19 protein-coding genes and 1 pseudogene are annotated in these 22,549 nt (G+C 67.2%); 12 read left to right on the top strand and 8 right to left on the bottom strand.

Going from position 1 to position 22,549, the window contains the following annotated elements:
• Nucleotides 1-245: 245 nt before the first annotated feature.
• Together FV227_RS21395 and FV227_RS21390 are read left to right on the top strand one after the other, a co-directional pair.
• Nucleotides 246-1,124, top strand: a complete 879-nt coding sequence (locus FV227_RS21395) for a hypothetical protein (protein WP_056250414.1) — start codon at nt 246-248, stop codon at nt 1,122-1,124.
• 56 nt (nt 1,125-1,180) lie between these two features.
• Nucleotides 1,181-1,867, top strand: a complete 687-nt coding sequence (locus FV227_RS21390) for a hypothetical protein (RefSeq protein WP_056250416.1) — start codon at nt 1,181-1,183, stop codon at nt 1,865-1,867.
• A 75-nt stretch (nt 1,868-1,942) separates the two neighbouring features.
• Here the strand turns inward: FV227_RS21390 and FV227_RS21385 are convergent, their stop codons facing one another.
• The gene (locus FV227_RS21385) at nt 1,943-2,278 is read right to left on the bottom strand and encodes a hypothetical protein (protein WP_056250418.1); all 336 of its coding nucleotides are present in this window, start codon (nt 2,276-2,278) and stop codon (nt 1,943-1,945) included.
• Nucleotides 2,279-2,586: 308 nt separating this feature from the next.
• On the opposite strand from FV227_RS21385, the gene FV227_RS21380 reads away from it, so the two are divergent.
• Together FV227_RS21380 and FV227_RS21375 are read left to right on the top strand one after the other, a co-directional pair.
• Complete coding sequence (locus tag FV227_RS21380; RefSeq protein WP_056250420.1) at nt 2,587-2,922, top strand: hypothetical protein; 336 nt, start codon at nt 2,587-2,589, stop codon at nt 2,920-2,922.
• Between the two features lie 151 nt (nt 2,923-3,073).
• Nucleotides 3,074-5,680, top strand: a complete 2,607-nt coding sequence (locus FV227_RS21375; protein WP_147859847.1) for an AAA family ATPase — start codon at nt 3,074-3,076, stop codon at nt 5,678-5,680.
• A gap of 229 nt (nt 5,681-5,909) precedes the next feature.
• On the opposite strand, the pseudogene FV227_RS21370 reads toward FV227_RS21375, so the two are convergent.
• The 5 genes and pseudogenes from FV227_RS21370 to FV227_RS21345 all read right to left on the bottom strand — a co-directional run bounded on the left by FV227_RS21370 (nt 5,910) and on the right by FV227_RS21345 (nt 8,906).
• Nucleotides 5,910-6,277: pseudogene (locus FV227_RS21370) on the bottom strand (SDR family oxidoreductase).
• Between the two features lie 138 nt (nt 6,278-6,415).
• Nucleotides 6,416-7,129, bottom strand: coding sequence for a hypothetical protein (locus FV227_RS21360; RefSeq protein WP_147859846.1), 714 nt, complete (start codon nt 7,127-7,129; stop codon nt 6,416-6,418).
• 198 nt (nt 7,130-7,327) lie between these two features.
• Nucleotides 7,328-7,993 carry a hypothetical protein gene (locus tag FV227_RS21355; RefSeq protein WP_056149076.1) on the bottom strand — a complete coding sequence of 222 codons (666 nt, stop codon included), beginning with the start codon at nt 7,991-7,993 and terminating at the stop codon, nt 7,328-7,330.
• Nucleotides 7,990-8,592: a type II TA system antitoxin MqsA family protein gene (locus FV227_RS21350; RefSeq protein WP_082477521.1), complete on the bottom strand. Its 603-nt coding sequence runs from the start codon at nt 8,590-8,592 to the stop codon at nt 7,990-7,992. Before FV227_RS21350 ends, FV227_RS21355 begins: the two co-directional genes overlap by 4 nt.
• Entirely contained in the window at nt 8,589-8,906 is a 318-nt protein-coding gene (locus FV227_RS21345; protein ID WP_055958963.1) for a type II toxin-antitoxin system MqsR family toxin, read from the bottom strand. Before FV227_RS21345 ends, FV227_RS21350 begins: the two co-directional genes overlap by 4 nt.
• A 387-nt stretch (nt 8,907-9,293) precedes the next feature.
• Between FV227_RS21345 and FV227_RS21340 the strand changes: the two genes are divergently transcribed.
• From FV227_RS21340 to FV227_RS21330, 3 genes are all read left to right on the top strand, one after another.
• Nucleotides 9,294-9,692, top strand: coding sequence for a hypothetical protein (locus tag FV227_RS21340; RefSeq protein ID WP_246686484.1), 399 nt, complete (start codon nt 9,294-9,296; stop codon nt 9,690-9,692).
• A gap of 139 nt (nt 9,693-9,831) precedes the next feature.
• Nucleotides 9,832-11,139, top strand: a complete 1,308-nt coding sequence (locus tag FV227_RS21335; protein WP_056250430.1) for an efflux RND transporter periplasmic adaptor subunit — start codon at nt 9,832-9,834, stop codon at nt 11,137-11,139.
• Between the two features lie 13 nt (nt 11,140-11,152).
• Complete coding sequence (locus tag FV227_RS21330; RefSeq protein ID WP_056250431.1) at nt 11,153-14,398, top strand: CusA/CzcA family heavy metal efflux RND transporter; 3,246 nt, start codon at nt 11,153-11,155, stop codon at nt 14,396-14,398.
• Nucleotides 14,399-14,620: 222 nt separating this feature from the next.
• On the opposite strand, the gene FV227_RS21325 is transcribed toward FV227_RS21330, so the two are convergent.
• On the bottom strand, nt 14,621-15,022 hold the full coding sequence (locus FV227_RS21325) for a helix-turn-helix domain-containing protein (RefSeq protein WP_056250434.1): 402 nt from the start codon (nt 15,020-15,022) through the stop codon (nt 14,621-14,623).
• A 99-nt stretch (nt 15,023-15,121) separates the two neighbouring features.
• Here FV227_RS21325 and FV227_RS21320 point away from each other — a divergent pair, with 99 nt between their 5' ends.
• Together FV227_RS21320 and lspA are read left to right on the top strand one after the other, a co-directional pair.
• Nucleotides 15,122-17,305, top strand: a complete 2,184-nt coding sequence (locus tag FV227_RS21320) for a heavy metal translocating P-type ATPase (RefSeq protein WP_056250436.1) — start codon at nt 15,122-15,124, stop codon at nt 17,303-17,305.
• Between the two features lie 4 nt (nt 17,306-17,309).
• Nucleotides 17,310-17,837 (top strand): signal peptidase II, encoded by a 528-nt coding sequence (gene lspA / locus FV227_RS21315; RefSeq protein ID WP_056250438.1) that lies wholly within the window; start codon nt 17,310-17,312, stop codon nt 17,835-17,837.
• Between the two features lie 147 nt (nt 17,838-17,984).
• On the opposite strand, the gene FV227_RS21310 is transcribed toward lspA, so the two are convergent.
• Nucleotides 17,985-18,731, bottom strand: a complete 747-nt coding sequence (locus tag FV227_RS21310) for a phosphatase PAP2 family protein (protein ID WP_056250441.1) — start codon at nt 18,729-18,731, stop codon at nt 17,985-17,987.
• A gap of 316 nt (nt 18,732-19,047) precedes the next feature.
• Here FV227_RS21310 and FV227_RS21305 point away from each other — a divergent pair, with 316 nt between their 5' ends.
• The 3 genes from FV227_RS21305 to FV227_RS21295 all read left to right on the top strand — a co-directional run.
• On the top strand, nt 19,048-20,487 hold the full coding sequence (locus FV227_RS21305) for an IS1182 family transposase (RefSeq protein ID WP_056250443.1): 1,440 nt from the start codon (nt 19,048-19,050) through the stop codon (nt 20,485-20,487).
• Nucleotides 20,488-20,913: 426 nt separating this feature from the next.
• Nucleotides 20,914-21,552 carry a 2,3-bisphosphoglycerate-dependent phosphoglycerate mutase gene (locus tag FV227_RS21300; RefSeq protein WP_056250445.1) on the top strand — a complete coding sequence of 213 codons (639 nt, stop codon included), beginning with the start codon at nt 20,914-20,916 and terminating at the stop codon, nt 21,550-21,552.
• A 147-nt stretch (nt 21,553-21,699) separates the two neighbouring features.
• Nucleotides 21,700-22,549, top strand: an 850-nt coding sequence (locus tag FV227_RS21295) for a putative sulfate exporter family transporter (protein ID WP_246687877.1), incomplete at its 3' end; no start/stop codon positions are given.

Genomic DNA, 22,549 nt, shown 5'->3' with positions numbered 1-22,549 from the left:
GGGGGGTTGGGGGGCTTTTTTTGGGGGGGGCAACCCGCGGGTTTCCAACTGCTTTTTCCCGCGTTCACCTTGGGGGGGCTACATTGGGGGGGTTTGGGGGGCTTGGGGGTTCGGGGGCACCGGGGGTCTCCTAACGAACGCAGATCAACATGCAGCCAATGCACCAGCTTTGTCAAAAAGACTATTGGCCGGGCTTATTTCGGAGCATAAGCTTGCGTTAACCATTTCCCCGGTGGACACGCCCCATGCCCCGGTTGACCGCTCCCCCGCTCGATTTCGACGGCTTCCCTTGGCGCCACGTCGGCGAGCGCCTCCGCTACGGCCACGCCATGGCGCTCTTCGTCATGGACGAGGCCCCGCAGACCTTCTCGGACGCCTACCGAGCCGAGCGCGGCTTGATGGTCGCGGCGGGCTTCTCCTGGACGGACCGCGCCGGCACCCCGAACCTGCCGCCGTGCTGGTGGGGGATCTCGGCCGAGGACGTGGACGTCCCGGCGCTCAGGGCGGCGGCCGACGCCGCGATCGCTAAGGCCCGCGCCGCCCGTGACGAGGCCAACGCTCGGGCCGAGGAACGCCGGCTCGCCGCGCAGGCTCGCGTCGACGAGATGGCGGGACCGATTCGCGAGCGGCTTCAGGCGCTCGTCGGGGCGGCACCCTGGCAGTTCGGCCGGTCCCTGACGGAGGCGGCCGAGACCGCGCACCGGGCCGAATGGGGGCCCTACGATCTTGAGCGTGCGGAGCGCTGGCTGTCCAACGCCGAGGCCAACCGCGTCCGCGCGGAGCAGAGGATCGGGCGCCCGGCGATGCCGCACTTCTACGCCCGGGCAGAGGACCCGGCGGTGCGCGCTGCGACCCTGGAGGGGCTGCGCTACCTCGCCTCCCTCGACGAGGACTGGGCCGCCATCCAGAACGGCGAGGGTTTCAGCCAGACCACGACCTGGAGCGGTCACGTCCTCGCCGAGCGCGAGGTCCTCGACCGGGGCGAGGCCGCCCACGGGCTCGCGCTGATCCATCAGCACAGGCTGCAGCTGCCCGACGAGCTCTGCGAGCGCGCCCTCGGCGAGGCCCCGGTGCGCCGAGGCCGGCGCCGCGTCCCAGCTGGCGACTTGCTAGCCCCGGCCTGACGATACCCTCGCCCCTGTCTCTCCGTCTCCCTCAGTTCAACTTAGGCAGTCCCGCAATGATCGACCTCAAGAAAATCCTGGCCTTCATCGCCGCTCTCATCGCCGCCATTTTTGGCGACGCCCGCGAGGCCGCCGTGTCCCTGTACGGGGACGTGAAGCGCGTCGCCGGCGTCGCGAAGGCCGCGGTCGACCGCACCGCCACCGCCGTCGGAGCCGGCCTGGAGGGCCCGGCTCGGGCGCTGGATCTCACGGCTTCCGGGATCGGCGGTGTCCTCGGGGCCCTGCTGCCCCGTCCGGCCGTCCACGCGTCCGACGTCGCCGAGGTCGCCCTGGCCAACGACAACCGCGCCGCGGCCGGCCCGCGCCCGGTCGCGCTTGGCCTCGGAGAGCTCGTTATCGCGCACAACCGAGCCGCGATGGACCCGACTGGCCGCTCCGGCAGGGATCTCGCCCCGCTCCCGCGGGACGTCGCATCCTGGCTCGCCGGCCTCGACACTGGCGCCCGGTGCAATCTGGCATTCGTGCCCGCGTTCCGCGTCGAGCAGCATCTCCGCGCCGAGTCCCTCTCGGAGATCCATGGGGGCCTGCCCCTGATGCCGTCCCTTCAGGCGCGCCTTGATGCCGAGGCCCCGAAGCCTCGCCCCGGCGAGTACGACGCAGACGACAAGAGGGTCATCGAGGAGGCCTACAGGCTCCTGGAGACCCCCGAGGCCCACGCCCGCGTCGCCGCCTGCCGCATGTGACGTGTCAGCGACCGAACGACGAAGGGCCCGCCGGTCATCCCGGCGGGCCCTTCGCATGTCTGGGGGGGCTTGAGGCTAGACGAGGCCCTGGCGCCGGGCGGCGGCGACGACCGCGCGCTCGGCCCGCTCGGCCCGGGCCTCGGCCGCCGCGGCGCGCTGCAGGGCGGCGCCGAGGAGGAGGCGGAGCTCGGCGGCCTCAGCGGCAAGGGCATCGGCCTCGGCCTCGACCGCGACGGCATCCCGGCGGGCTTGCCCGAGGCGGCCGGCGAGGCGCGAGACGGCGTGCCGGTCCGTGTCCTGCCGAGCGCGCAGGCCGTCGAAGGCACCCTGGATCGCGGAGTGCCCGAGAGCCAGGCCCTGGCCAACGCGGATGCTGCTGTCGATCGCGAAGCTGCGGGTCTGGTGCGACATGGGCGTCTCTCCTGGCGGGGCGGATCTCACCGCCCAATTCGCGCCTGGGCGGGACTCCCCGTCAACCCGGTGCCACGTGGATCCACATGGGATGGTGAACACCCCGTTTCCGGGGGGGCTGCAGCATGCGTCCTGAACGGATCGCGATTTCGCTCTTGATGAATCGCCGATCATGCAGACTGAAACGCCCAAAAATATGCTGAGGAAATGCTGAGCTCAGCACGACGTGCGCACGAGGGAGTGCCGAGTGAGTGCCGATGGCGTGACATGTCATGGTGCCTTGCACCTCGTCACGGCATCCTACGCCCATGACCGCACCCCGCACCTCATCCTCGGCCGCCCGTGCACGCGAGGCAAACCGCGCCGTCAAGGCGGCCTCCCGCGCCCGGGCGGCGGAGGCGGGCGCGCCCGACCCGGCGACGCTCGACCGCGCGATCGCTGACGGGCTGGCGGTCGTCATCGCAGGCGCGCCCAAGGGGTACCGCCTCGCGAGCCCGATCGACGCGGGAAGGGTTCTGCTGGCGGCGGCCGCCGCGCTCAAGGCCCGCACGGAACGGGCCATCGCGGCCGGAAAGCCGGCGGTCGTCTACCGGCGCGAGGCCGTCGCGACCGCCCTCGCGGCCCGCCTCGGACTGGATCCCTGAGGTCCGGGAGTTCGCAATTTCCGCGTTACACCGGATAGGAGTAACGGGGGGAGGAGATGGCCTGGTCGAAAACACTCAACTGACGCGTCGCCCCTTACGGATCCGAGGGCCCTGCTGCTAAGCTCGAACCCGTGCGGGGGAACGAGTCTCGATGGCGGCGACGGGTTCGGTCTTCGAGATCATCCTGCAATGGTCGAGGAATAAGCCTGACTGGCAGCGGGACGCCCTACGTCGCATAGTGGCCAAGCGCACCCTCGACGCCGACGATCACCAAGAGCTTGCACTGCTCTGCAAGAGGGGATGTGGCTTTCCCGGTATCGAGGTGACACCGTCGCCCTTGGGCGCCGAGCATGTTCCGTCCATGGCCACCGCCGGTGAGAAGGTAGCGCTGACCTCGATCAGGGATGTCATGGGCGTCAATCGGCTCGCTCCCGGCCAGGAACTCTCGTTTGAACCCGATGGAATTACGATCGTCTACGGCGACAACGGGGTAGGAAAATCCGGGTATGCCCGCATCCTGAAGCGGGCGTGCCGGGCACGTTCCCCCGGCGAGATCCTGCCGAATGCCTTCGGCGGCGGTGCCGATGCGGGATCCGCCACGATCGGATGCGTCGTATCGGGCGATCCGATCGCGCCGCTGGCCTGGACCGCCGCGGGCTCTCCCCACGCCATCCTTTCCAGCGTCAGCGTCTTCGACCGCGAATGCGGAATGGTCCATGTGCGCGAGAGGAACGAGGTCGCGTTCCGTCCGTTCGGGCTCGACATCCCCGATGAGCTCGCCGGCGTCTGCCAAGCGATCCGCACGGCGCTGACGGCGGAACAGGGGGCGGTTGAGCAGGCGCGGGATTCGGCGTTCACGGAACCCGCGTTCGGGTCTGGGACCCGGGTCGGGCGGCTTCTCGGCGCGCTCGCTCCGGGTACCGACCTCGGACCCCTGGAAAAGCTGTCGAACCTGTCAGCGGAGGAGCGCGCAAGGCTTCGCCGGCTTGAGGAGGACCTGGCTCGCGACCTGGTCCGGGCCTCAGGGGAGCAGCGCGAGCTGGCCCGGGCCGTACGCCGCCTCTCCGAGGAGCTTGATAGGGTCTTCGGGGCGGTGTCGGATGCGGAGCTCGCGCAGCTTGCGGCGCTCGCCGGGACCGCCCGCTCCAAACGCTCCGCCGCCTCGCTCGCGGCCGAACGCGCCTTCGGCGGAAGCGCCCTGAAGGGGGTCGGGGAGGCGACCTGGCGAGCCCTATGGGACGCGGCGCGGCATTACTCGGAGCATGTCGCCTACGAGGGGCACGACTTCCCGCGAACGGACGCGGAAGCGGTCTGCGTGCTCTGCCACCAGCCGATCTCCGAAGGGACCGGGGATCTGAAGCTGATCTTTGAGGAGTTTGTGACGGCCGACAGCGAGCGCGAGGCGCGGAAGGCCGAGGTCGCCTACGAGGAGGCCCTGGGGAAGCTGTCGGGTCTGTCGCTGCGGATGTCCGGGTTTCCGCTGCGCCGCCAGCTGTCGGTGACCCATCCGGATGTCGCCGCCGCGATCCTGCGCGGGCTGGCGACCGTCCGGCTTCGGCGATGGATCTGCACGCGGGCACTCGCCGACCGCGGGGCGGGTCCAATGCCCGTGGTTGCGGCCGGCATCATCGGCACGCTGACGACTCTTGCGGATGATACGCAGGCCTATGCCAAGGAGCTTCTGACGGCGGTCGATCCCGCCGGTCGGGTACGGCTGGTTGCGGAACGGGACGAGTTGCGTGACCGCGCACTCTTGGAGGCACTGCTGCCGAAGGCGAGGATCGAGATGGCACGGCTGAGCGAGCTGGCGGGTTTGAAGGACTGCCTGTCCGAGATGGCGACGAATGCCATCACGACGCTCGGCAACACGATCGCCGACAAGGTCATCACGCCGAAGGTCCGCGATCGCTTTCAGGAAGAAATCCAGAAGCTGGCCGCCCACAGGGTGAGGGTCGACATCGTCCGTTCGGGCGGCAGGTACGGCTCCCCGCAGTACCAGGTCCGGCTGTTCGCCAACGAGAGGGCGAAGGTCGGCGAGATCCTGAGCGAGGGCGAGCAGACCTGCGTGGCCCTGGCCGCCTTCCTGACCGAGCTCGCTACCGCGGCTCATGGATCGACGCTGGTCTTCGACGATCCGGTCTCCTCGCTGGACCATCGGTGGCGGCGCAAGGTCGCCGAGCGGCTGGTCGAGGAAGGGGGCGTCCGGCAGATTATCGTCTTCACGCATGACCTCGTCTTCCTGAACGACCTGCATGCGCTGTCAATCGACGGCAGGATCCCGGTCTCCCTGATCTCGCTCACCCACACCTCTGCCGGCGCGGGCGTCGTGAACCAGGGACTGCCCTGGATCGGGGCTAAGGTCCGGGAGCGCCTCGACGCTCTTGAGAAGGACGCGCGGGCGGCCAAGGTCCTCTACGACGACAATCGGGATGATGAGTACGGGGCTGCGGCCTCCCACTTCTTCAGCAGGTTACGAAGCACCTGGGAACGGGCCCTTGAGGAGGTGGCCTTCAACTGCGTCATCCAAAGGCACCGCGACTACATCAGCACCAAGGACCTGAGAAAGGTGGCGAGCCTGACCGTTGCCAACGTCGAGGATTTCGCCGCCGGCTTCAAACGGTGCTGCAATCAGACGGAAGCCCACGATCCATCTCCCGGGCGGAACGCTGCTCCCCTGCGCCCAGACGAACTGCTCAAGGCCGTCGGGGACCTGAGGGCCTGGGTGGATCAGCTTCGTGAGCAGCAAAAGGGCGTTTGACGGCCTTCTGTCATCGTCGCCTACCGCAGTAGGTGCCGCGGCCACCTAGTTGAGATCGACGGCGCCCTCCGCCGCGGCAGCTTGGCCCTGCTAGCCCCCGACACCACGCAAGGCCCCTTTCTAATGATCGCCGAGCGGATCCCCGACGCGCTGACCACCTCGACCTTCGAGCGGGATGCCGACCGGAACATCGCAGGCCGCGACGAGCCCTGATGCGCCTTAACGGTTTTCACCTATCAATCGGATTTGGAGGTACGGGCCCCGGCCTACCGCCGATAGGCATCGTGCCAGGAGTGGTCATCCCACCATCGACGAGAAGGGTGTCGCCGACGATGTAGTCGGACAGGTCGCAGGCTAGGAACGCGATGGCTGAGGCGATGTCCTCGACCCGTCCGATGCGACCATACTGGATCTGCGACACCGCACTGCGCAGATTTTTACCCTGCATCTGGCCCGCGTTAATGCCGGTCCTCACGGCGCCGGGTCGATGGCGTTCACGCGCACCCCGCGCGGGGCGAATTCCTGGGCGAGGGTGCACTTCAGCGTCGTCGTGCCGCCCTTCGAGGCCGCGTAATTAACGTGATCGCCCCACGGGATGCAGTCGTGTGACCTGAAGGCTCCCGACGCGATGGGAACCAGCGTCGTCGGCTGACTTCCCGGCTATCGAGCCAGCCCCGGCTTCTGTTCACTTCCGGCCGTTTGTAGTTCGCACCGATCAGTGTAAAAGGCAATTTTTCAAATATCAAAAATCGCCTTTTCATCGTCTATCGAAGGTAACCGGGGGCTCCTAAGCAGTCTCAATCTTTCATGTCTTACATGTGCTGCCCTTTCAATTTGTCCTCTTAGTGAACTTTGCATGATTTCACCGGGGACAGTTTCGAGAATATCTGAAATTGTTTGATATTTTATTGGTAAGAAAAACCTCTTTTTCAGGACGCTTTTATTGAGAGGTTCGTTCCCCCAATATGTTTTTAAATCACGAATGACAGGCTGGATTTGATCAAGCACGGCAGCTCCATGTAATCGTGTGAATTCTAAGTGATCCATATCTTGATCATCATCGTGCATCCGATTTATATCTCTCAAACAACATGCAGGAAATCCGTTTACATATAGATTCGAATCTGGTCTTGACAGACTAAATCTGAGATCGGTTGATATTTCTTGACAGGCAACTATTCCGAATGCGACGGCCTTAACGAGTAGGTCAACATCTTCAGTAAGTCGCTTGGGTCCAATTTTTATGAAAGGTAGCTTCTGTTCTCGCTGATACATACAGGCTTGTACGAAGCCGACAGCATCCAAATCGAAATTATGCCCAGTGAAGATTGCGCGAATTCTGAGTTCGATGTCGGACGGCGCAAGCTGATTTATATCAGCAAATATTCGAGGTTTTTCAATTTCCTCGTGAAATATTTTGTAGAATTCTTCGCCTCCGATACCTATCATGCCATTATTATCTCTGGTTGAGAGGTTCGCGTAGCGAATGCGTGATAATTAGTCCGGGATGGATATGTATAAGTACAATACAATCCGATGAGATAGATCGCGTGACAACGCTTATAGCTTCTTAGATGCGCTTTCATCAAAACCCCGTCACCAAGGTTACAGCAAATCGCCGCGGCACACCGAAACTGATGCCCGGGCTCAGGCCTTGAGCGCCTCGATGCTGTCGAGGAGGTCTGGGCCGCCGGTCCGGCGGGCGCTCCACTTGCGGAAGATCGCGAGGACACTGCGATCGGTGATGCCGTGGCGGGCTGGGTTGTTCTCGTCCAGGACGCGCCGGAGCCGGGCGGGGACGTCGCGGTGCCAGAACTTGGTATGGTTCGGGCCGACCTCGCGTCCGAGTTCCTGGTAGGCGCCGTTGCCCGCCCAGCGCAGGCCCTTGGCGCCGAGCAGGGTACCGATCTCGCTGGCGCGGAAGTCGAGCTTCCGGCCGATACTGCCCGCGGTACAGATGTAGACCACTGCGGACTCCGCGGAGACGGTGGGCAGGTCCGGGGCGGCGCCCTCGCCGCCGACGCGGGCGAAGGCCTCCTCCGCCTTGCCGGTCCGGACGCCGTGCATCTCGGTGACGAGGAGCTCGACGCCGCGGGTGAGCCGCTCAATGAGCTCGCCTTGCCGCTGGAGGCGCTCATCCTGTTCCCGGACACGCGCTAGATGCTCACCGCGCTCGGCGCGGAGGATCTCGTTCTGCTCCCGGAACTGTGCCGCGATGGTCTCTCCCACGTCGCGCCGGAAATCCTCCATATCCGCGAGGGGTTTCCTCGGCGGAAGGTGGTGGAGCACGCCCATGGGAGGCTTCTCGCTCATGCGGCGACGGCTTCCGGGTTCGCGTGGTTACCATGGAAGGCGTCGAAGGCCGCGTCGGCAGCGAGGGCGGCGAAGCGCTCGTGGTCGATCTCGGTGCGCCGCCCGAGGGCGTCGCGCATGACGGCGTGGGCGCGCTTGCGATCGTCAAGCTCGATCTGGGCGAAGACGCCCTCGGCCTCCGGGTTTACGACCCCGGCCGCAAGCATCTCGCGGCGGGCGAGGTAGGGGTCCCGGGCTAGAGCGCGGATGTAGCGGTCGGCGACCTTGCTCTGAGGAACCTTGCCGCGCTCCCAGCGGGTCCAGGTCTTCGGGCCGGTGGAGAGGATCTGTTCCATGTCGGCCTGGCGGAGCTTGTACTTGAGGCGGATGGCGTTGAGCTCGGCGGCGGACAGGAGCCCGTCCATCTCTCGCACGGCGTTGGCGACGGCGAGCTCGTGCTCGGAGATCTGAGAGCCCTGATAGCTGACGTTCCCGCATTCGACGCAGACCATGCGACGGTCCTGGATGGCGAGGCTCTTCCCCGACCGTTCGACCACGAAGGGCTCGATGCGCTCGCAGACCGCGATCGCCTCGCAGGCTTGGCAGGCCTCCATCGTCATCGATCGATATCCTTCTTGAATGAGGTGACGACCAGGACGTCAGCGCCGGTGACCAGCAGCTTCAGGAACATCCAGTCGGCGCAGTCGTCGACCCAGATCGAGTAGTAGTCCGACACGGTGGTCGGGTGGTGTCTTCGCGTCGGCTCGGACTTGCTGAAGTGCGCCTCGCCCAATTCCGTCTGGATGATCGCCCGCAGGTCGTCCGTGTCGAGCTTACGGGTCCTGAGCTCTTCGAGGACGGGAGAAAAGAACGAACAGGCCTCCTCGTCGGCGGCGAGCGCGCGGACCTTTGCCAGGGGATTGTGCGGCGCCATCCAGCCTCCAAGAGGTAGCACCATGCTACCCGAACTTCAACCGCGGCATTCTGCTGAGGCTGGCGGCCCGGCTCCCTTGGTTGATCCCCGGTAAGCGTGGCCTGGAGGGTTTTACGCATGGGCCGGTGCGCGGTTCCGTCCCTTCGTGGAAGGGGCCGCCCGTGCCTAACCCAGCTCCATCTTCGGCTTGTCGGACGATCGCCAGGACCGGTTCCAAACTAGGTGCGCAGCATGTCCGATGCCCGGTCCCGCTCCTCGCCGACCTGCTCGGGCGGCCGGGAATCGCGACGCTACGGCGACCCCAGACGCAGAGGGGGGCGACGTCTCCGCGGACGCACCCCCGAGCATGTCGGCATTCGGATAGGCGCCCTGGGACGCCCGTCCGGCATGTACGAGCGCCTCCGGATCGTCCATAAGGCAGTCATGAGCGCGGGATTCCCGATTAGGGCCTACGAGGCGTCGCGCGGCTGGTGGGCGACCGCCGTCCGCCTGCTGTCGTTCGTCCTCCTCCTGGCGCTCATGGCGCCCTGTGCGATTTCCTCCGCCGACGCCCATCGCCTTCCTGATCACGCGCCCGCGTTCGCCACGTCCTCGCATAAGGGTGCGCCGGACCAGCCCGACGGGTGCCCGGCCTGCCATGCGACCTGCGGCTGCCATCTGGCCATTGGCATCGAGGCGTCACCCGGGATTCCGATCGCCACCGCCGGACGCCTGTCCTATGCCACGGCCGACGTCACCGTAGCCTCGATCTCCGCCGGTCGCCTTCCAAGGCCCCCTCGCGCCTGAGGCGGCACCGCCACGGCCGTGGCGGATGCAGACCGGACATCCCAGCGGATGCCGGCTCCTTGAGCGAGCTTGACTTGAACCGGACCGTCGACCCAGCCCCAGGCGGTGACCGCGGTCCTATGCGAACGGCCTCCCTTCCATGCGTGCAATCATATCCGTGGCCCTCCTGGCCATAGGCGTCGCCATCGGCGGTGCCGTCCCCCGCGTGTCCGAGAGCGTGCGGGGCGCGCTGGCCACCGCCGGCCTGTCCTCCACCGCGGCCAAGACTCCGGCGACCAACGCGGCCGTGACCGGGGCGCAAGCCACCAAGGTCGACGGCGACCACAAACACGCCGAGGGCGAGGCGCACGGCCACGACGAGGCAAGCGAGGGCAAGATCAAGATGACGGCCGAGCAGGCCGCCGAGCAGGACATCAAGCTGGCGCATGTCGAGGGCGGCATCCTCTCGCGCCATCTCCTGGTGCCCGGCACCATCACCCAGGACGCCGACCGGATCGCCCGGGTGCCTGCGCGGGTCGCCGGGACAGTGGCGGAGATGCGCAAGCGTCTCGGCGAGGACGTCGCCAAGGGCGAGATCGTCGCCGTCCTGGACAGCCGCGAGGTCGCGGATGCCAAGAGCGACTTCCTCACCGCGACGGTCAAGGCGGATCTGGAAAAGACCAACTTCGACCGGCAGCAGGCCCTCTGGGACAAGAGGATCTCGGCGGAATCGGCCTTCCTCAACGCGAAGGCCGCCTACTCCGAGGCGGGCCTGCGGGTCGATCTCTCCCGCCAGAAGCTATCGGCCCTCGGGCTGAACGCGACCGAGGTCGCCGCCGCGGCCAAGAAGGACGAAACCACTCCGAACTTGTCGTCGCTTCGCCGCTTCGAGCTCAGGTCCCCCCTCGCGGGGCGGATCGTGGAGCGCAAGGTCGACGTCGGAACGAAGGTCGGCAGCGAGGGGGACCCGGCCGACGTCTATACCGTGGCCGACCTCTCCTCCCTCTGGATCGAGCTCCCCGTCCCCACCACCGAGCTGTCCAAGGTCCGCGAGGGCGCCAGGGTGACCATCGTCGGGGGCGAGGACGCTCCCCGCCCCGAGGGCAAGGTCGTCTTCGTCAGCCCGATCCTCAACCCGGAGACGCGCTCGGCCCGGGTCATCGTCGCCCTGCCGAACAAGGACATGTCCTGGCGCCCGGGCACCTTCGTCACGACCGAGATCGAGATCGCCCAGGACAAGGTCGCGGTGCGGCTGCCGAAGTCCGCCATCCAGACCATCGGCGGCGAGAAGGTGGTTTTCGTGCGGACCGAGGAGGGCTTCTCGAAGCGAGAGGTGACCCTCGGCAAGGCGGACGACGATGCCTACGAGGTCGTCGCCGGCCTGGAGCCCGGAGACGAGGTCGTAGTGGCCAACTCCTTCGTCCTGAAGGCCGAGCTCGGCAAGGCCGACGCCGGCGACGACGATTGAGCGGGGACCGGCCATGATCTCGAAGATCCTCGACTTCTCCGTCCATCAGCGTTGGCTCGTGGTGCTCCTGTCGCTTCTAGCGGCCGGGTCCGGCGTGTTCTCGCTGACGAAGCTTCCCATCGACGCGGTGCCGGACATCACCAACAACCAGGTGCAGATCAACACCACGGCGCCCTCGCTTTCGCCGAACGACATCGAGCGCATCATCACGTACCAGGTCGAGACCGCGCTCTCAGGCATCAAGGGCCTGGAATACACCCGCTCGCTATCCCGGAACGGGTTCTCCCAGGTCACCGCCGTCTTCTCCGAGGCGACGAACATCTACTTCGCCCGCCAGCAGGTTGCCGAGCGCCTTCAGGAGGCCGAGGCGGCGATGCCGTCCGGTGTCGAGCCGCGCATGGGACCGATCTCGACGGGCCTGGGCGAGATCTACATGTGGTCGGTGCACTACGCGAAGCCCGGGGAGCGCAAGGTCTCGAAGCCCGGCAAACCCGGTTGGCAGCCCGACGGCAGCTACCTCACACCCGAGGGCCAGAGGCTCTCGACGGAGCTCGAACGCACGGCCTACCTGCGCACGGTCCAGGACTGGATCATCCGCCCACAGGTGAGGACCGTCCCGGGCGTGGCCGGCGTCGACGGCATCGGCGGCTTCGAGAAGCAGTACCACGTCCAGCCCGATCCGATGAGGCTGACGGCCCTCGACCTGTCCTTCGCCGACATCGGGCGGGCGCTGGAGGCTAATAACGCCAACCAGGGTGCACGCTACCTGGAAGACAACGGCGAGGGCTACGTCGTGCGCGCCGCCGGCCGCTTGGAGAGCATGGAGGACATCGGCTCCGTCGTCGTGACCACGCGCGGCGGCGTGCCGGTCCGCATCTCCGACGTCGCCGAGGTGCGAATCGGGCGCGATCTGCGCACCGGGTCAGGCAGCGAGGACGGGCAGGAGGTCGTCATCGGCACCGCCCTGATGCTCATCGGCGAGAACAGCCGCACCGTCGCCGCCGCGGTCGACGCGCGCATGACCGGCATCCGGCGCACGCTCCCGCCCGGCGTCGAGGTCCAGACGGTCCTCAACCGCACGGTCCTGGTCGAGGCCACCATCCGGACGGTCGCCAAGAACCTGGCCGAGGGCGCGGCCCTCGTCGTGGTCATCCTGTTCCTGCTGCTCGGCAACATCCGCGCGGCCATCGTCACAGCCCTCGTCATCCCGGTGGCGATGCTGATGACCATGACGGGCATGGTCCAGGGCCGCATCAGCGCCAACCTGATGAGCCTTGGGGCCCTCGATTTCGGCCTCATCGTCGACGGGGCAGTCATCATCACCGAGAACGCCCTTCGCCATCTCGCCGAACGCCAAGGGGAACTCGGGCGAAAGCTCGACCTGGAGGAGCGCCTCGCCACCGTGCGGGCCTCGGCCGAGGAGATGATCAAGCCCTCCCTCTACGGGCAGGCCATCATCATCCTCGTCTACGTGCCGCTCCTCACCTTCACCGGGGTCGAGGGCAAGATGTTCGAGCCGATGGCGCTCACCGTCATCATCGCCCTGGTCGCGGCCTTCGTCCTATCGCTCACCTTCGTCCCGGCGATGATCTCCATCGTCATCACCGGCAAGGTCACCGAGACCGACAACCTCTTCGTCCGGGCGATCAAGGCCGCCTACCGCCCAGTCCTCGGGGCCGCCCTGCGCGTGCCCATGCTGTTCGTCGCGGTCGCCCTGGTGTTGCTTGTCGGGGCAGGCATCCTGTTCAGGGGTCTGGGGCAGGAGTTCATCCCGCAGCTCGACGAGAAGAGCATCGCGTTGAACGCCCAGCGCATCCCGTCGACGTCCCTGTCGCAATCGCAGGCGATGCAGCTGAAGGTCGAGCAGGCCATCGGCCGGTTCCCCCAGGTCGCCTACGTCTTCTCGAAGACCGGAACCGCCGAGGTCGCCTCGGACCCGATGCCGCCGAGCTCGTCGGACACCTTCGTCATCCTGAAGCCGCAAGCCGAATGGCCGGACCCGGACCTGTCCAAGGCCGAGTTGCAGGAGAGCATCGAGAAGGCCCTCGGGGCGCTCGCGGGCAACGTCTACGAGTTCTCCCAGCCCATCCAGCTTCGCTTCAACGAGCTGTTAGCCGGCACACGCGGCGACCTCGCCGTGAAGGTCTTCGGCGATGACCTAGGCGCGATGACCGCGGCCGCGAACCAGATCGCCGGCATCCTGCGCGGGGTCGAGGGCGCGGACGACGTGAAGGTCGAGCAGACGGCTGGGCTGCCGTTCCTGGAGATCGGGATCAACAAGGCCGAGGCGGCCCGCCTGGGCCTGAGCACGTCCGCGATCCAGGACGTCATCGGGGCGGCCATCGGGGGCCGCGAGGCGGGCGTCGTCTTCGAGGGCGACCGGCGCTTCCCCATCGTCGTGCGCCTCAACGACAAGGTGCGCGAGGACCGCGAGGCCCTGGAGAACATCCCGGTGCCGTTACCTCCCGGACCGAACGGGCGCGCCGCGTCCGTGCTCCTGAAGCAGGTCGCGAGCTTCTCGGTGACGGAGGGCCCGAACCAGATCTCGCGCGAGAACGGCCGGCGCCGGGTCGTGGTCACCGCCAACGTGCGGGGCCGCGACATCGGCTCGCTCGTGGCCGAGGCGCAGGACAAGGTAACCTCGGGGGTGTCGCTCCCGGCCGGCTACTACGTGACCTGGGGCGGACAGTTCGAGAACCTGGCTTCCGCCCGCCAGCGCCTGATGGTGGTCGTCCCGGTGTGCTTCTTCCTGATCTTCCTGCTGCTGTTCTCGGCCCTGAACTCGGCCCGGGACGCGCTCCTGGTGTTCAGCGCGGTTCCTTTGGCGCTGACCGGGGGCATCGCCGCCCTATGGCTGCGGGGCATCCCGTTCTCGGTGCCCGCGGCCGTCGGCTTCATCGCCCTGTCCGGGGTGGCGGTGCTCAACGGCTTGGTGATGCTGACCTACATCAAGCAGCTCATCGCCGAGGGACGGCCAAGGCGCGAGGCCATCATGGAGGGCGCCATGACCCGGCTCCGTCCAGTGGCGATGACCGCGCTGGTGGCATCCCTCGGGTTCGTACCGATGGCGCTGGCGACCGAGACCGGGGCAGAGATCCAGCGCCCCCTGGCGACGGTAGTCATCGGCGGCCTCATCTCGGCGACCCTTCTGACCCTCGTGGTCCTGCCGGCCCTCTATGCCAGGTTCGCCGGTGCGGTCGCCCCCGAGAGGAAGGATCGGCCCAAGCCGGTCCAACCGCATCTCCGCGCCGCCGAGTAGGAGGGTCGGCATGAGCAAGAAGGTCGCCCGAACCATCGCCGACTGGGGCGGCGGCGGCCCACGTCGCCGACGCCGCGTCAGGCCCCACGTCCGTCGCGCGGCCGGCCGGGCGTTCGCCCTGGCCCTCATCGCCATCCCGGCCTGCGTCTACGTTCTGTACTGCCTCTGCAACATCGGCGGGAGGACGCACTTCCCCCTGATGCCGACGGGGCCGATCCATCCTCAGGACGGATCCCCGTGGGGAGACAAAGCCTCGATGATGCGGCAGTCGGCGACGGACCCGCAGCCGCACTGACCGATGACGTCACGCAGCTCATGCGCCAACCGGGTCAGGTCGGCCAGCTTGCGCTCGACCTGCGCCAGGTGGGCGCGGGCGATGGTGTCGACCTCGGCGCAGGACCGGTCGCGGTCGTCGGCCATGGCGAGAAGCTCCCGGATCTGGTCGACCGTGAAGCCGAGGTCCCGTCCCCGCCGGATGAAGCTCAGGCGGCGCAGGTGCTCCGGACCGTAGAGACGGTAGTTGCCCGCCGACCTTTCCGTTGCCGGCAGGAGCTTCACCTTCTCGTACCACCGGATCGTCTCGACGCGGGTGTTCGTCGCCGCGGCCAAGTCGCCGATGGTCATGGGGGGTGCGTGCGCCATGGCCTTGACCCTGTAGTTGCTACAGGGTGCATGTAGGGCCTCAGACCCTTCGGCGCGAGGCCCGGGTCGACGGAGCTTGCCATGTCAGGGCCAGGAACATCGGGAGCGGTCCCCGCGGGCGCTGCGCTGCGCTACCGCGTGAAGGGCATGGATTGCCCGAGCTGCGCGACCAAGATCGAAACAGCGGTAACCCGCCTGCCCGGCGTCCGCGACGTCCGCGTGAACTACACGGCCCAGGTCCTCGACCTCGTGCTCGACGAGGGCTCGACACCCAGGGCGGACCTGGAGAACCGGATCACGGGGCTCGGCTATGGCGTCGGGTCCCTGCCGACCGCGGCCGACCTCGCCCGCTCGCAGACGACGGGCATCGCGGCCCCGGCCATCGTCGAGGAGGAGGCGGAGACCCCCGCCTGGCGCAGCCGCAAGGGGCTTTTGGCGCTGGGCATCGCCGTCCTGTTCGCAAGCGGATTTCTCCTGCAGACGGTTCGGCCCGGGCTGGCCGGGGAATACGCCTACTGGCCCGGCGCGCTCCTGGGTCTCGCCTTCTACGGACGCCGCGCCATCGCCGCCGCCCGCAACGGCTCGCCCTTCTCCATCGAGATGCTGATGTCGGTCGCCACCATCGGGGCGCTCGCCATCCATGCCGCCGAGGAAGCGGCGGTGGTGGTCCTCCTCTTCACCGTTGGCGAGATGCTCGAAGGCTTTGCGGCCGGCCGGTCCCGGGCCGGCATCAAGGCCCTCGTGGGCCTGGTGCCGAAGACGGCGCGCCTGGTCGAGGGGGACGGCGCCGTGCGTGAGGTGGCGGCCGCCTCCCTGGTGATCGGCCAAACCGTGCTGGTGCGCCCGGGTGACCGCGTCCCTGCGGACGGCGAGGTCACGGACGGCACGTCGAGCCTCGACGAGTCCCCGATCACGGGGGAATCGGTGCCCCGGCCAAAGGAGGTCGGGGACGCCGTCTATGCCGGCAGCGTCAATGCGGACGGGGTCCTGCAGGTCAGGGTCACCCGGATGCCGTCGGACAACACCGTCGCCCGCATTCTGCACATGGTGGAGGAGGCGCAGGCTTCGAAGTCGCCGACCGCCCGGTTCATCGACCGCTTCAGCGCCGTCTACACCCCGGTCGCCTTCGCGGTCGCCGCGCTGGCGGCGCTTGGCCCGCCGCTGCTGCTCGGCGCCGACTGGGGCACCTGGATCTATCGCGGACTGGCGTTGCTCCTCATCGCCTGCCCCTGCGCCCTCGTGCTCTCGACCCCGGCCGCCATCGCCTCGGGTCTTGCCGCCGGAGCGCGGCGGGGACTGCTGGTGAAGGGCGGCGCCGCCCTGGAGACCATCGGACGGGTGCGTACCGTCGCGTTCGACAAGACGGGGACGCTCACGGCAGGGCGTCCAAGGGTCACCGACGTCCTCCCATTTGCCCCGGACATGACGGATCGCACCCTGCTCGGGCTCGCGGCGACGGTGGAGGCCGGATCGAGCCACCCCATCGCTCGTGCGATCCTCGAACGTACGGAGGCCGACGCCATCCCCCTGCGCCCCGTACGCGATGCCCGTGCGGTTCCCGGCAAGGCCGTCCAGGCCACGGTCGCCGGTCGCACGGTCGCGGTGGCATCCCCGCGCCACGCCGCGACGCTGGCCAGCCTCTTGCCGGAAGCGGAAGCGACGGTGCAGGCCCTTGAGGAAGCCGGCAAGACCGCCGTCGTCGTGGTTCGGGACGGAGAGGCGCTCGGCGTCGTGGCGGTCCGGGACGAGCCCAGACAGGATGCGGTCGCCGGCGTCGCGGCCCTGCGCCGGCTTGGGGTCGAATGCGTGATGCTGACCGGCGACAACCGGCGCACCGGCGAGGCCATCGCCAAGGGCCTGGGACTATCGGTCCGGGCCGACCTGCTGCCGGCCGACAAGCTCGCCGAGATCGGCGCGTTGAAGGAGGTCGGCCCGGTCGCTATGGTCGGCGACGGCATCAACGACGCCCCCGCGCTCGCCTCCGCCAGCGTCGGCATTGCCATGGGCGGCGGCACAGACGCGGCACTGGAGACGGCTGACGCGGCCATCCTCAACGACCGGGTATCGGACGTGGCCGCCCTCGTGGCGCTGTCCCGGGCGACGCTCGGCAACATCCACCAGAACGTGGCCATCTCGCTGGGGCTTAAGGCCGTGTTCCTGGTGACGACGCTCGCAGGCATCACTGGGCTATGGCCGGCCATCCTGGCGGATACCGGGGCGACCGTCCTAGTGACGGCCAACGCCCTTCGCCTGCTCCGGGCTTGAGCCGATGCGTCTCATACGGGAAAGGGCCGAGGTCGGCGCCCTCGTCGTAATCGCTGTGACCGCGGCGGGCACCGACCTGTGGACCAAGGCGCTGGCGGTCGACAGGCTTTCCGACGGAACCGTGCACGCGGTACTGCCGATGCTCGACCTCAGGCTCGCGTTCAATCATGGCATCAGCTTCAGCCTGCTTCCGGCGCATGACGCGACGTCCCTGGTCGTCCTTCTTGCGCTTCAGGGAATGCTGACGGCCCTCGTTGCCGGGTTGGCATTCCGCGCGACCGGAGCGTCGGAAGGAGTTGGTTTCGCCATCATGACCGGCGGTGCCCTGGGAAACCTCATCGACCGATGTGCGGACGGCCGCGTCACGGACTTCCTCGACCTGCACCCGGCGGAGGTGCATTGGTTCACCTTCAACATGGCCGATATCTGGATCAGCCTCGGGGCCGCCTTGATAGCTTGGGAGGCAGTCGGCAAGCCGGGCCGGCCGAGACCACCAGCGCCGCTTGATCCGGCCGCCCTACGGGCCCCCTAACGGCATCATTTCGGTCGTGCCCGTAATGGTCGGACGGCTTGGCCGCAGGCATCGACGATGCGGTCCTGCTAATCGAACGAATACTGGGATGCGTCCGTCCCTTCAGTCAGGCGGAGGATGCGTTTAGGAAGAACGGCGCATGGGGTCCTATGCCTCGATGCCTTCCTCGCCCGCGACATGGTCGGGCTTCTCGACCTTACCGCGTCGCTGAAGCTGGAGGGCCACGACCCAGCACAGGACCGCCCAGGCCGACCCCACGCACCAGCCCGCCAGCACGTCGGTCGCGTAGTGCACCCCGACATAGACCCGGCTCATCCCGACCACCACCGTGAGGAAGACGGCCAGCCCCATGAAGTATGCCTTGAGGCGAGCGCCCGCCGCCACGCGCGTCATGAGGGCACCGAGCGTCAGGTAGGTGACGGCGGAAAGCATGGCGTGGCTGCTGGGGAAGCTGGCGGTAAACACCTGGATGCCGCCGGGGATCTCGGGTCGCGGACGGTTGAAGAGGAGCTTGAGGCCAAAGCTGATGACCGTCCCGCCCAGGATCGAGCCCACCACCAGGACCGCTGCCCCCTGCTTGCGGATCAGGAGCAGGTAGCCTGCCACAGCCGCGATGAGAAAGCAGAGAATCACCATGCTGCCCAGGGAGGTCACGTCCCGGGCCATCTCGTGCAGCCAATCCGGTCCAATCGGACCAGCCGCGCCGGGTGGACGGAAGAAGTGGGCGACGCGGGTGTCGAACCCCATCGTGCCGCCCTCCATGACCTTGTCGGCCAGGAGACCAAACCCGAGGATGAGGGCGGCGACGCAAAACAGCGTCACGGGCAGACCGATCTCCCGTTTGCCGAGGCGCGCCATGATACCGGCACGGGCGGACGGAGAGGATTGGTTCATGCGCCCGAACTCCTGGATCGGTCCCTTGACGGTTGCTGGCTCGGGACACTCACCGCCTCATGCGGCAGAGCCGAAGAACCCGTTCGGATCCTCGCCCGTTCCCCCGCGGTGAGCGGCGAGCCAAGGAGAACCCGCACCTTTGTTGCCCGCAATGGTCGCATCCACGCCGAGATCCCTGCGGAGGAGGACCTGAAACGTCGGATATCGACCCCGAGGCCTAGTGGTCGAAACCTGACGCTTGATGCCGTCCGCTTCCGACCCTGGCTGTGTCAAAACCCTGCTGATGGTATCTTTTCCGGATCGACCGGAGGATGGCATGGGACGGTTTGTTGTCGGTGCCGAGCGCGATCAGACGACGCTGTTTCCGCCTTGTCTTGAAGACTGGATCGCCGAGGACAACCCGGTCCGCGTGGTCGATGCCTTCGTGGACGCGCTGGATCTTGGCGGGCTCGGTTTCGCGGGTGTCGATGCGGCGCGAACGGGACGACCGGGCTACCATCCGACCGCTCTCCTAAAACTCTACGTCTACGGCTATCTCAACCGGGTCCCGTCGAGCCGACGTCTGGAGCGCGAAGCGGGCCGCAACGTCGAGGTCATGTGGCTGACGGGCCAGCTGTCGCCCGATCACAAGACCATTGCTGAGTTCCGCCGTAAGAACGGACCGGCCATAGGACGCGCCTGTGCCCGCTTCGTCGCGTTGTGTCGCGAGATGGGCCTTCTGACGGGGACGCGCGTCGCGATCGACGGCTCGAAGTTCAAGGCGGTCAACAACCGCGACCGCAACTTCACGCAAGGAAAGCTCGACCGGCGCCGTCAGCAGATTGAGGAAAGCGTGTTGCGCTACCTCTCGCAGCTCGACACGGCCGATCGTCAGGATCCCACACCCGAACTGGCCGCCAAGGTGGTGCGGCTTAAGGAGAAGATCGCTCGCCTTGGGCAGGAGATGAAACGGTTGGCCGGCCTGGAAGAGCAGATGAAGGCGGCGCCTGACCGGCAGATCTCACTGACCGATCCCGATGCGCGATCGATGGCAACCAGCGGGCGCGGGTCGGGCATGGTGGGCTACAACGTCCAGGTGGCGGTCGAGACCGAGCATCATCTGATCGTGGCTCACGCGGTGACCAATGCCGGCTCGGACCGAGCGCAGCTCAGTGGAATGGCAGTGCGGGCCAAGCAGGCTTTGGAGACGGATACGCTCGATGCGGTGGCCGACCGGGGGTATTACTCCGGCCAGGAAATCCTCGCCTGCGAACGAGCCGGCATCTCCGTCATGCTGCCCCGGCCCATGACCTCAGGCGCCAAGGCCGCCGGACGCTTCGGCAAAGAGGACTTTCTCTACCATCGTGAGAAGAACGCCTACCTGTGTCCGGCGGGTGAGACGCTGTCACATCGCTGCACCACGGTGGAGAATGGCCTCACGCTGCATCGTTACTGGACGAATGCTTGCTCGGCCTGCCCGCTAAAGGCGGACTGCACGACGGGCAAGGAGCGCCGGGTGACGCGTTGGGAGCACGAGGACGTGCTGGAAACCGTGCAGCGCCGATTGGACGGCGATCCACTGGCCATGCGGGTCCGGCGCGAGACGGTCGAGCATCCCTTTGGCACGCTGAAGGCGCGGATGGGGGCCACGCACTTCCTGACCAAGACCCTGCCGCGCGTCTCGACCGAGATGGCCCTTCAGGTCCTGGCCTACAATCTAACCCGAGTTCTCAACATCTTGGGAAGCCGGAAGCTCCTTGCGGCGATCCCAGCCTGAGCGAGGGCTCGGCTCGTCCGCCGAATAAGCCGGGAAGCTGTCCAAGAGGCGCCTTCAAACCAAAACTGGTCGTCTCCCGACCGTAAGAACACGTTCGGCGCGGTGAATACCCCCTTCTCGCGAGACCGGGACGTCACCCAACCGCAAAAGCTCACACCTTCGAGTTTTGACACGGCCTGGACCCTTCTCGGACCCTGGGAAGGTCCGCTTCGTGGCAGGTTGGCGGAGGATGACCTACGTCTGGGTCGGGTGGGAAGCAGCTTGGCTGCTTTCAGTCGCAAGACGTTCTTAAGCGGACCTAGGATGACCCGCCGTCTCCGGATGGACGGTCCAACCCATCGCAGGGTCGAAGTTCGTTAAAGTCGGATGCCGACATCATCAGAGGCGATGCGACCGGCACGAAAGTGCTCTGCCTCGGGAGACAGCGTGATTCACGATTGCAAAGCCCCGGTCACGCGACATCTCGTGCTGGTCCGGCATGGCCAGAGCGTAGCCAACCGATCCGGCCTGTTCACGGGATTGCTGGACTCGCCCTTGACCGAGCAGGGCCGGAGGGAAGCCGAGGCAGCCGGCCGGCGTTTGGCAGAGTGCAACTGGCGCTTTTCCGCTGCCTTCACCTCGACGCTAACGCGGGCCGTCGTGAGCGGCCGGCTTATCCTCGATGCGCTCGGGCAACCCGAATTGGTCCCCCAAAGCTTCGCCGCGCTCGACGAGCGAGACTACGGGGACCTCAGCGGGCTCGACAAGATCGCCGCCGATGCGCGCTGGGGGGCGGAGCGGATCGAGACCTGGCGCCGCTCCTACGCAGAGGCGCCGCCGAACGGTGAGAGCCTGCGCGATACCGTCTCCCGCATCGTGCCATGCTACCTCCGAACCATCCAGCCGGCGGTCATGGGCGGAGACGTGCTCGTCGTCGCCCACGGCAATTGCCTGCGGGCGCTTGTGATGGCGCTCGAAGACCTGAGCCCGGCGGACGTCGAGCACCTCGAACTCGCGACGGGCTCCGTCAGGATCTATGAGCTTGCCGCGGACACGACGATCAAGGCCCACTGGATCGACGGGTGAATCCGCCTGTCGGCCTCTCACAATGGGTCTCCGTGATCTGCGAAGGGGCACTTATTTCATCTATTTCAGTGATGGGAAGCATCTAATCATTCCGTTGGAGTGAATGAAAAGAACATGGGATTCTCCGGCATCACATCGGAGCCACCCATGTCCGCGCCCAGACTTTTCTCCCACGCTCGGTCAATGCGTGCCTTGGCCGGCACGAGAGCCATCCTTCCGGGACTGGGCCTCTGTGTGGCGGTCACCGCCGCAGCGGTCGGCTTCGAGGCCGCCGAGGCGCACCTGTTCGGTCGTGCCTGGCTCGAAGCCCTGGTGCTCGCGATCCTGCTCGGCAGCGCGATCCGCACCATTTGGACCCCGTCGCAGCGTTTCTTTCCCGGCATCGCCTTCGGGGCCAAGACCGTGCTGGAGATCGCGGTCGTACTACTCGGCGCGTCGCTCAGCCTCGCGACGATCCTCGCCGCCGGACCGGGCCTTCTCTTCGGCATCGCGGGCGTCGTCGTGGTCGCGATCCTGTCGAGCTACGGCATCGGCCGGGCGCTCGGGCTGCACCCGCGCATGGCGATCCTCGTCGCATGCGGTAACTCGATCTGCGGCAACTCGGCGATCGCGGCCACGGCACCGGTGATCGGCGCCGACGGCGAGGATGTCGCCGCCTCCATCGCCTTCACCGCGGTGCTGGGCGTGCTGGTGGTGCTCGGCCTGCCGCTGCTGGTGCCGCTGCTCGGTCTGTCGCCGATGCAGTACGGCGTGCTCGCCGGCCTCACCGTCTACGCTGTTCCGCAGGTCCTCGCCGCCACCGCGCCGGTCGCGGCGCTCAGCGTCCAGGTCGGAACCCTGGTGAAGCTCGTCCGGGTGCTGATGCTAGGCCCGGTCGTCCTGGTGCTCTCGCTCGGCGCAAGCCGGCTGCGCGAGGAGACCGACGAGGCCGCCCCCGGCGTCACCGCGGGCGACCGCCCGGCCCGCGGCGGCCTCGCGATCCACCGCCTGGTGCCGT

It is taken from the genome of Methylobacterium sp. WL119 (genome assembly GCF_008039875.1).
GTDB lineage: Bacteria > Pseudomonadota > Alphaproteobacteria > Rhizobiales > Beijerinckiaceae > Methylobacterium.
This window is presented reverse-complemented; position numbering and strand designations above follow the sequence as displayed.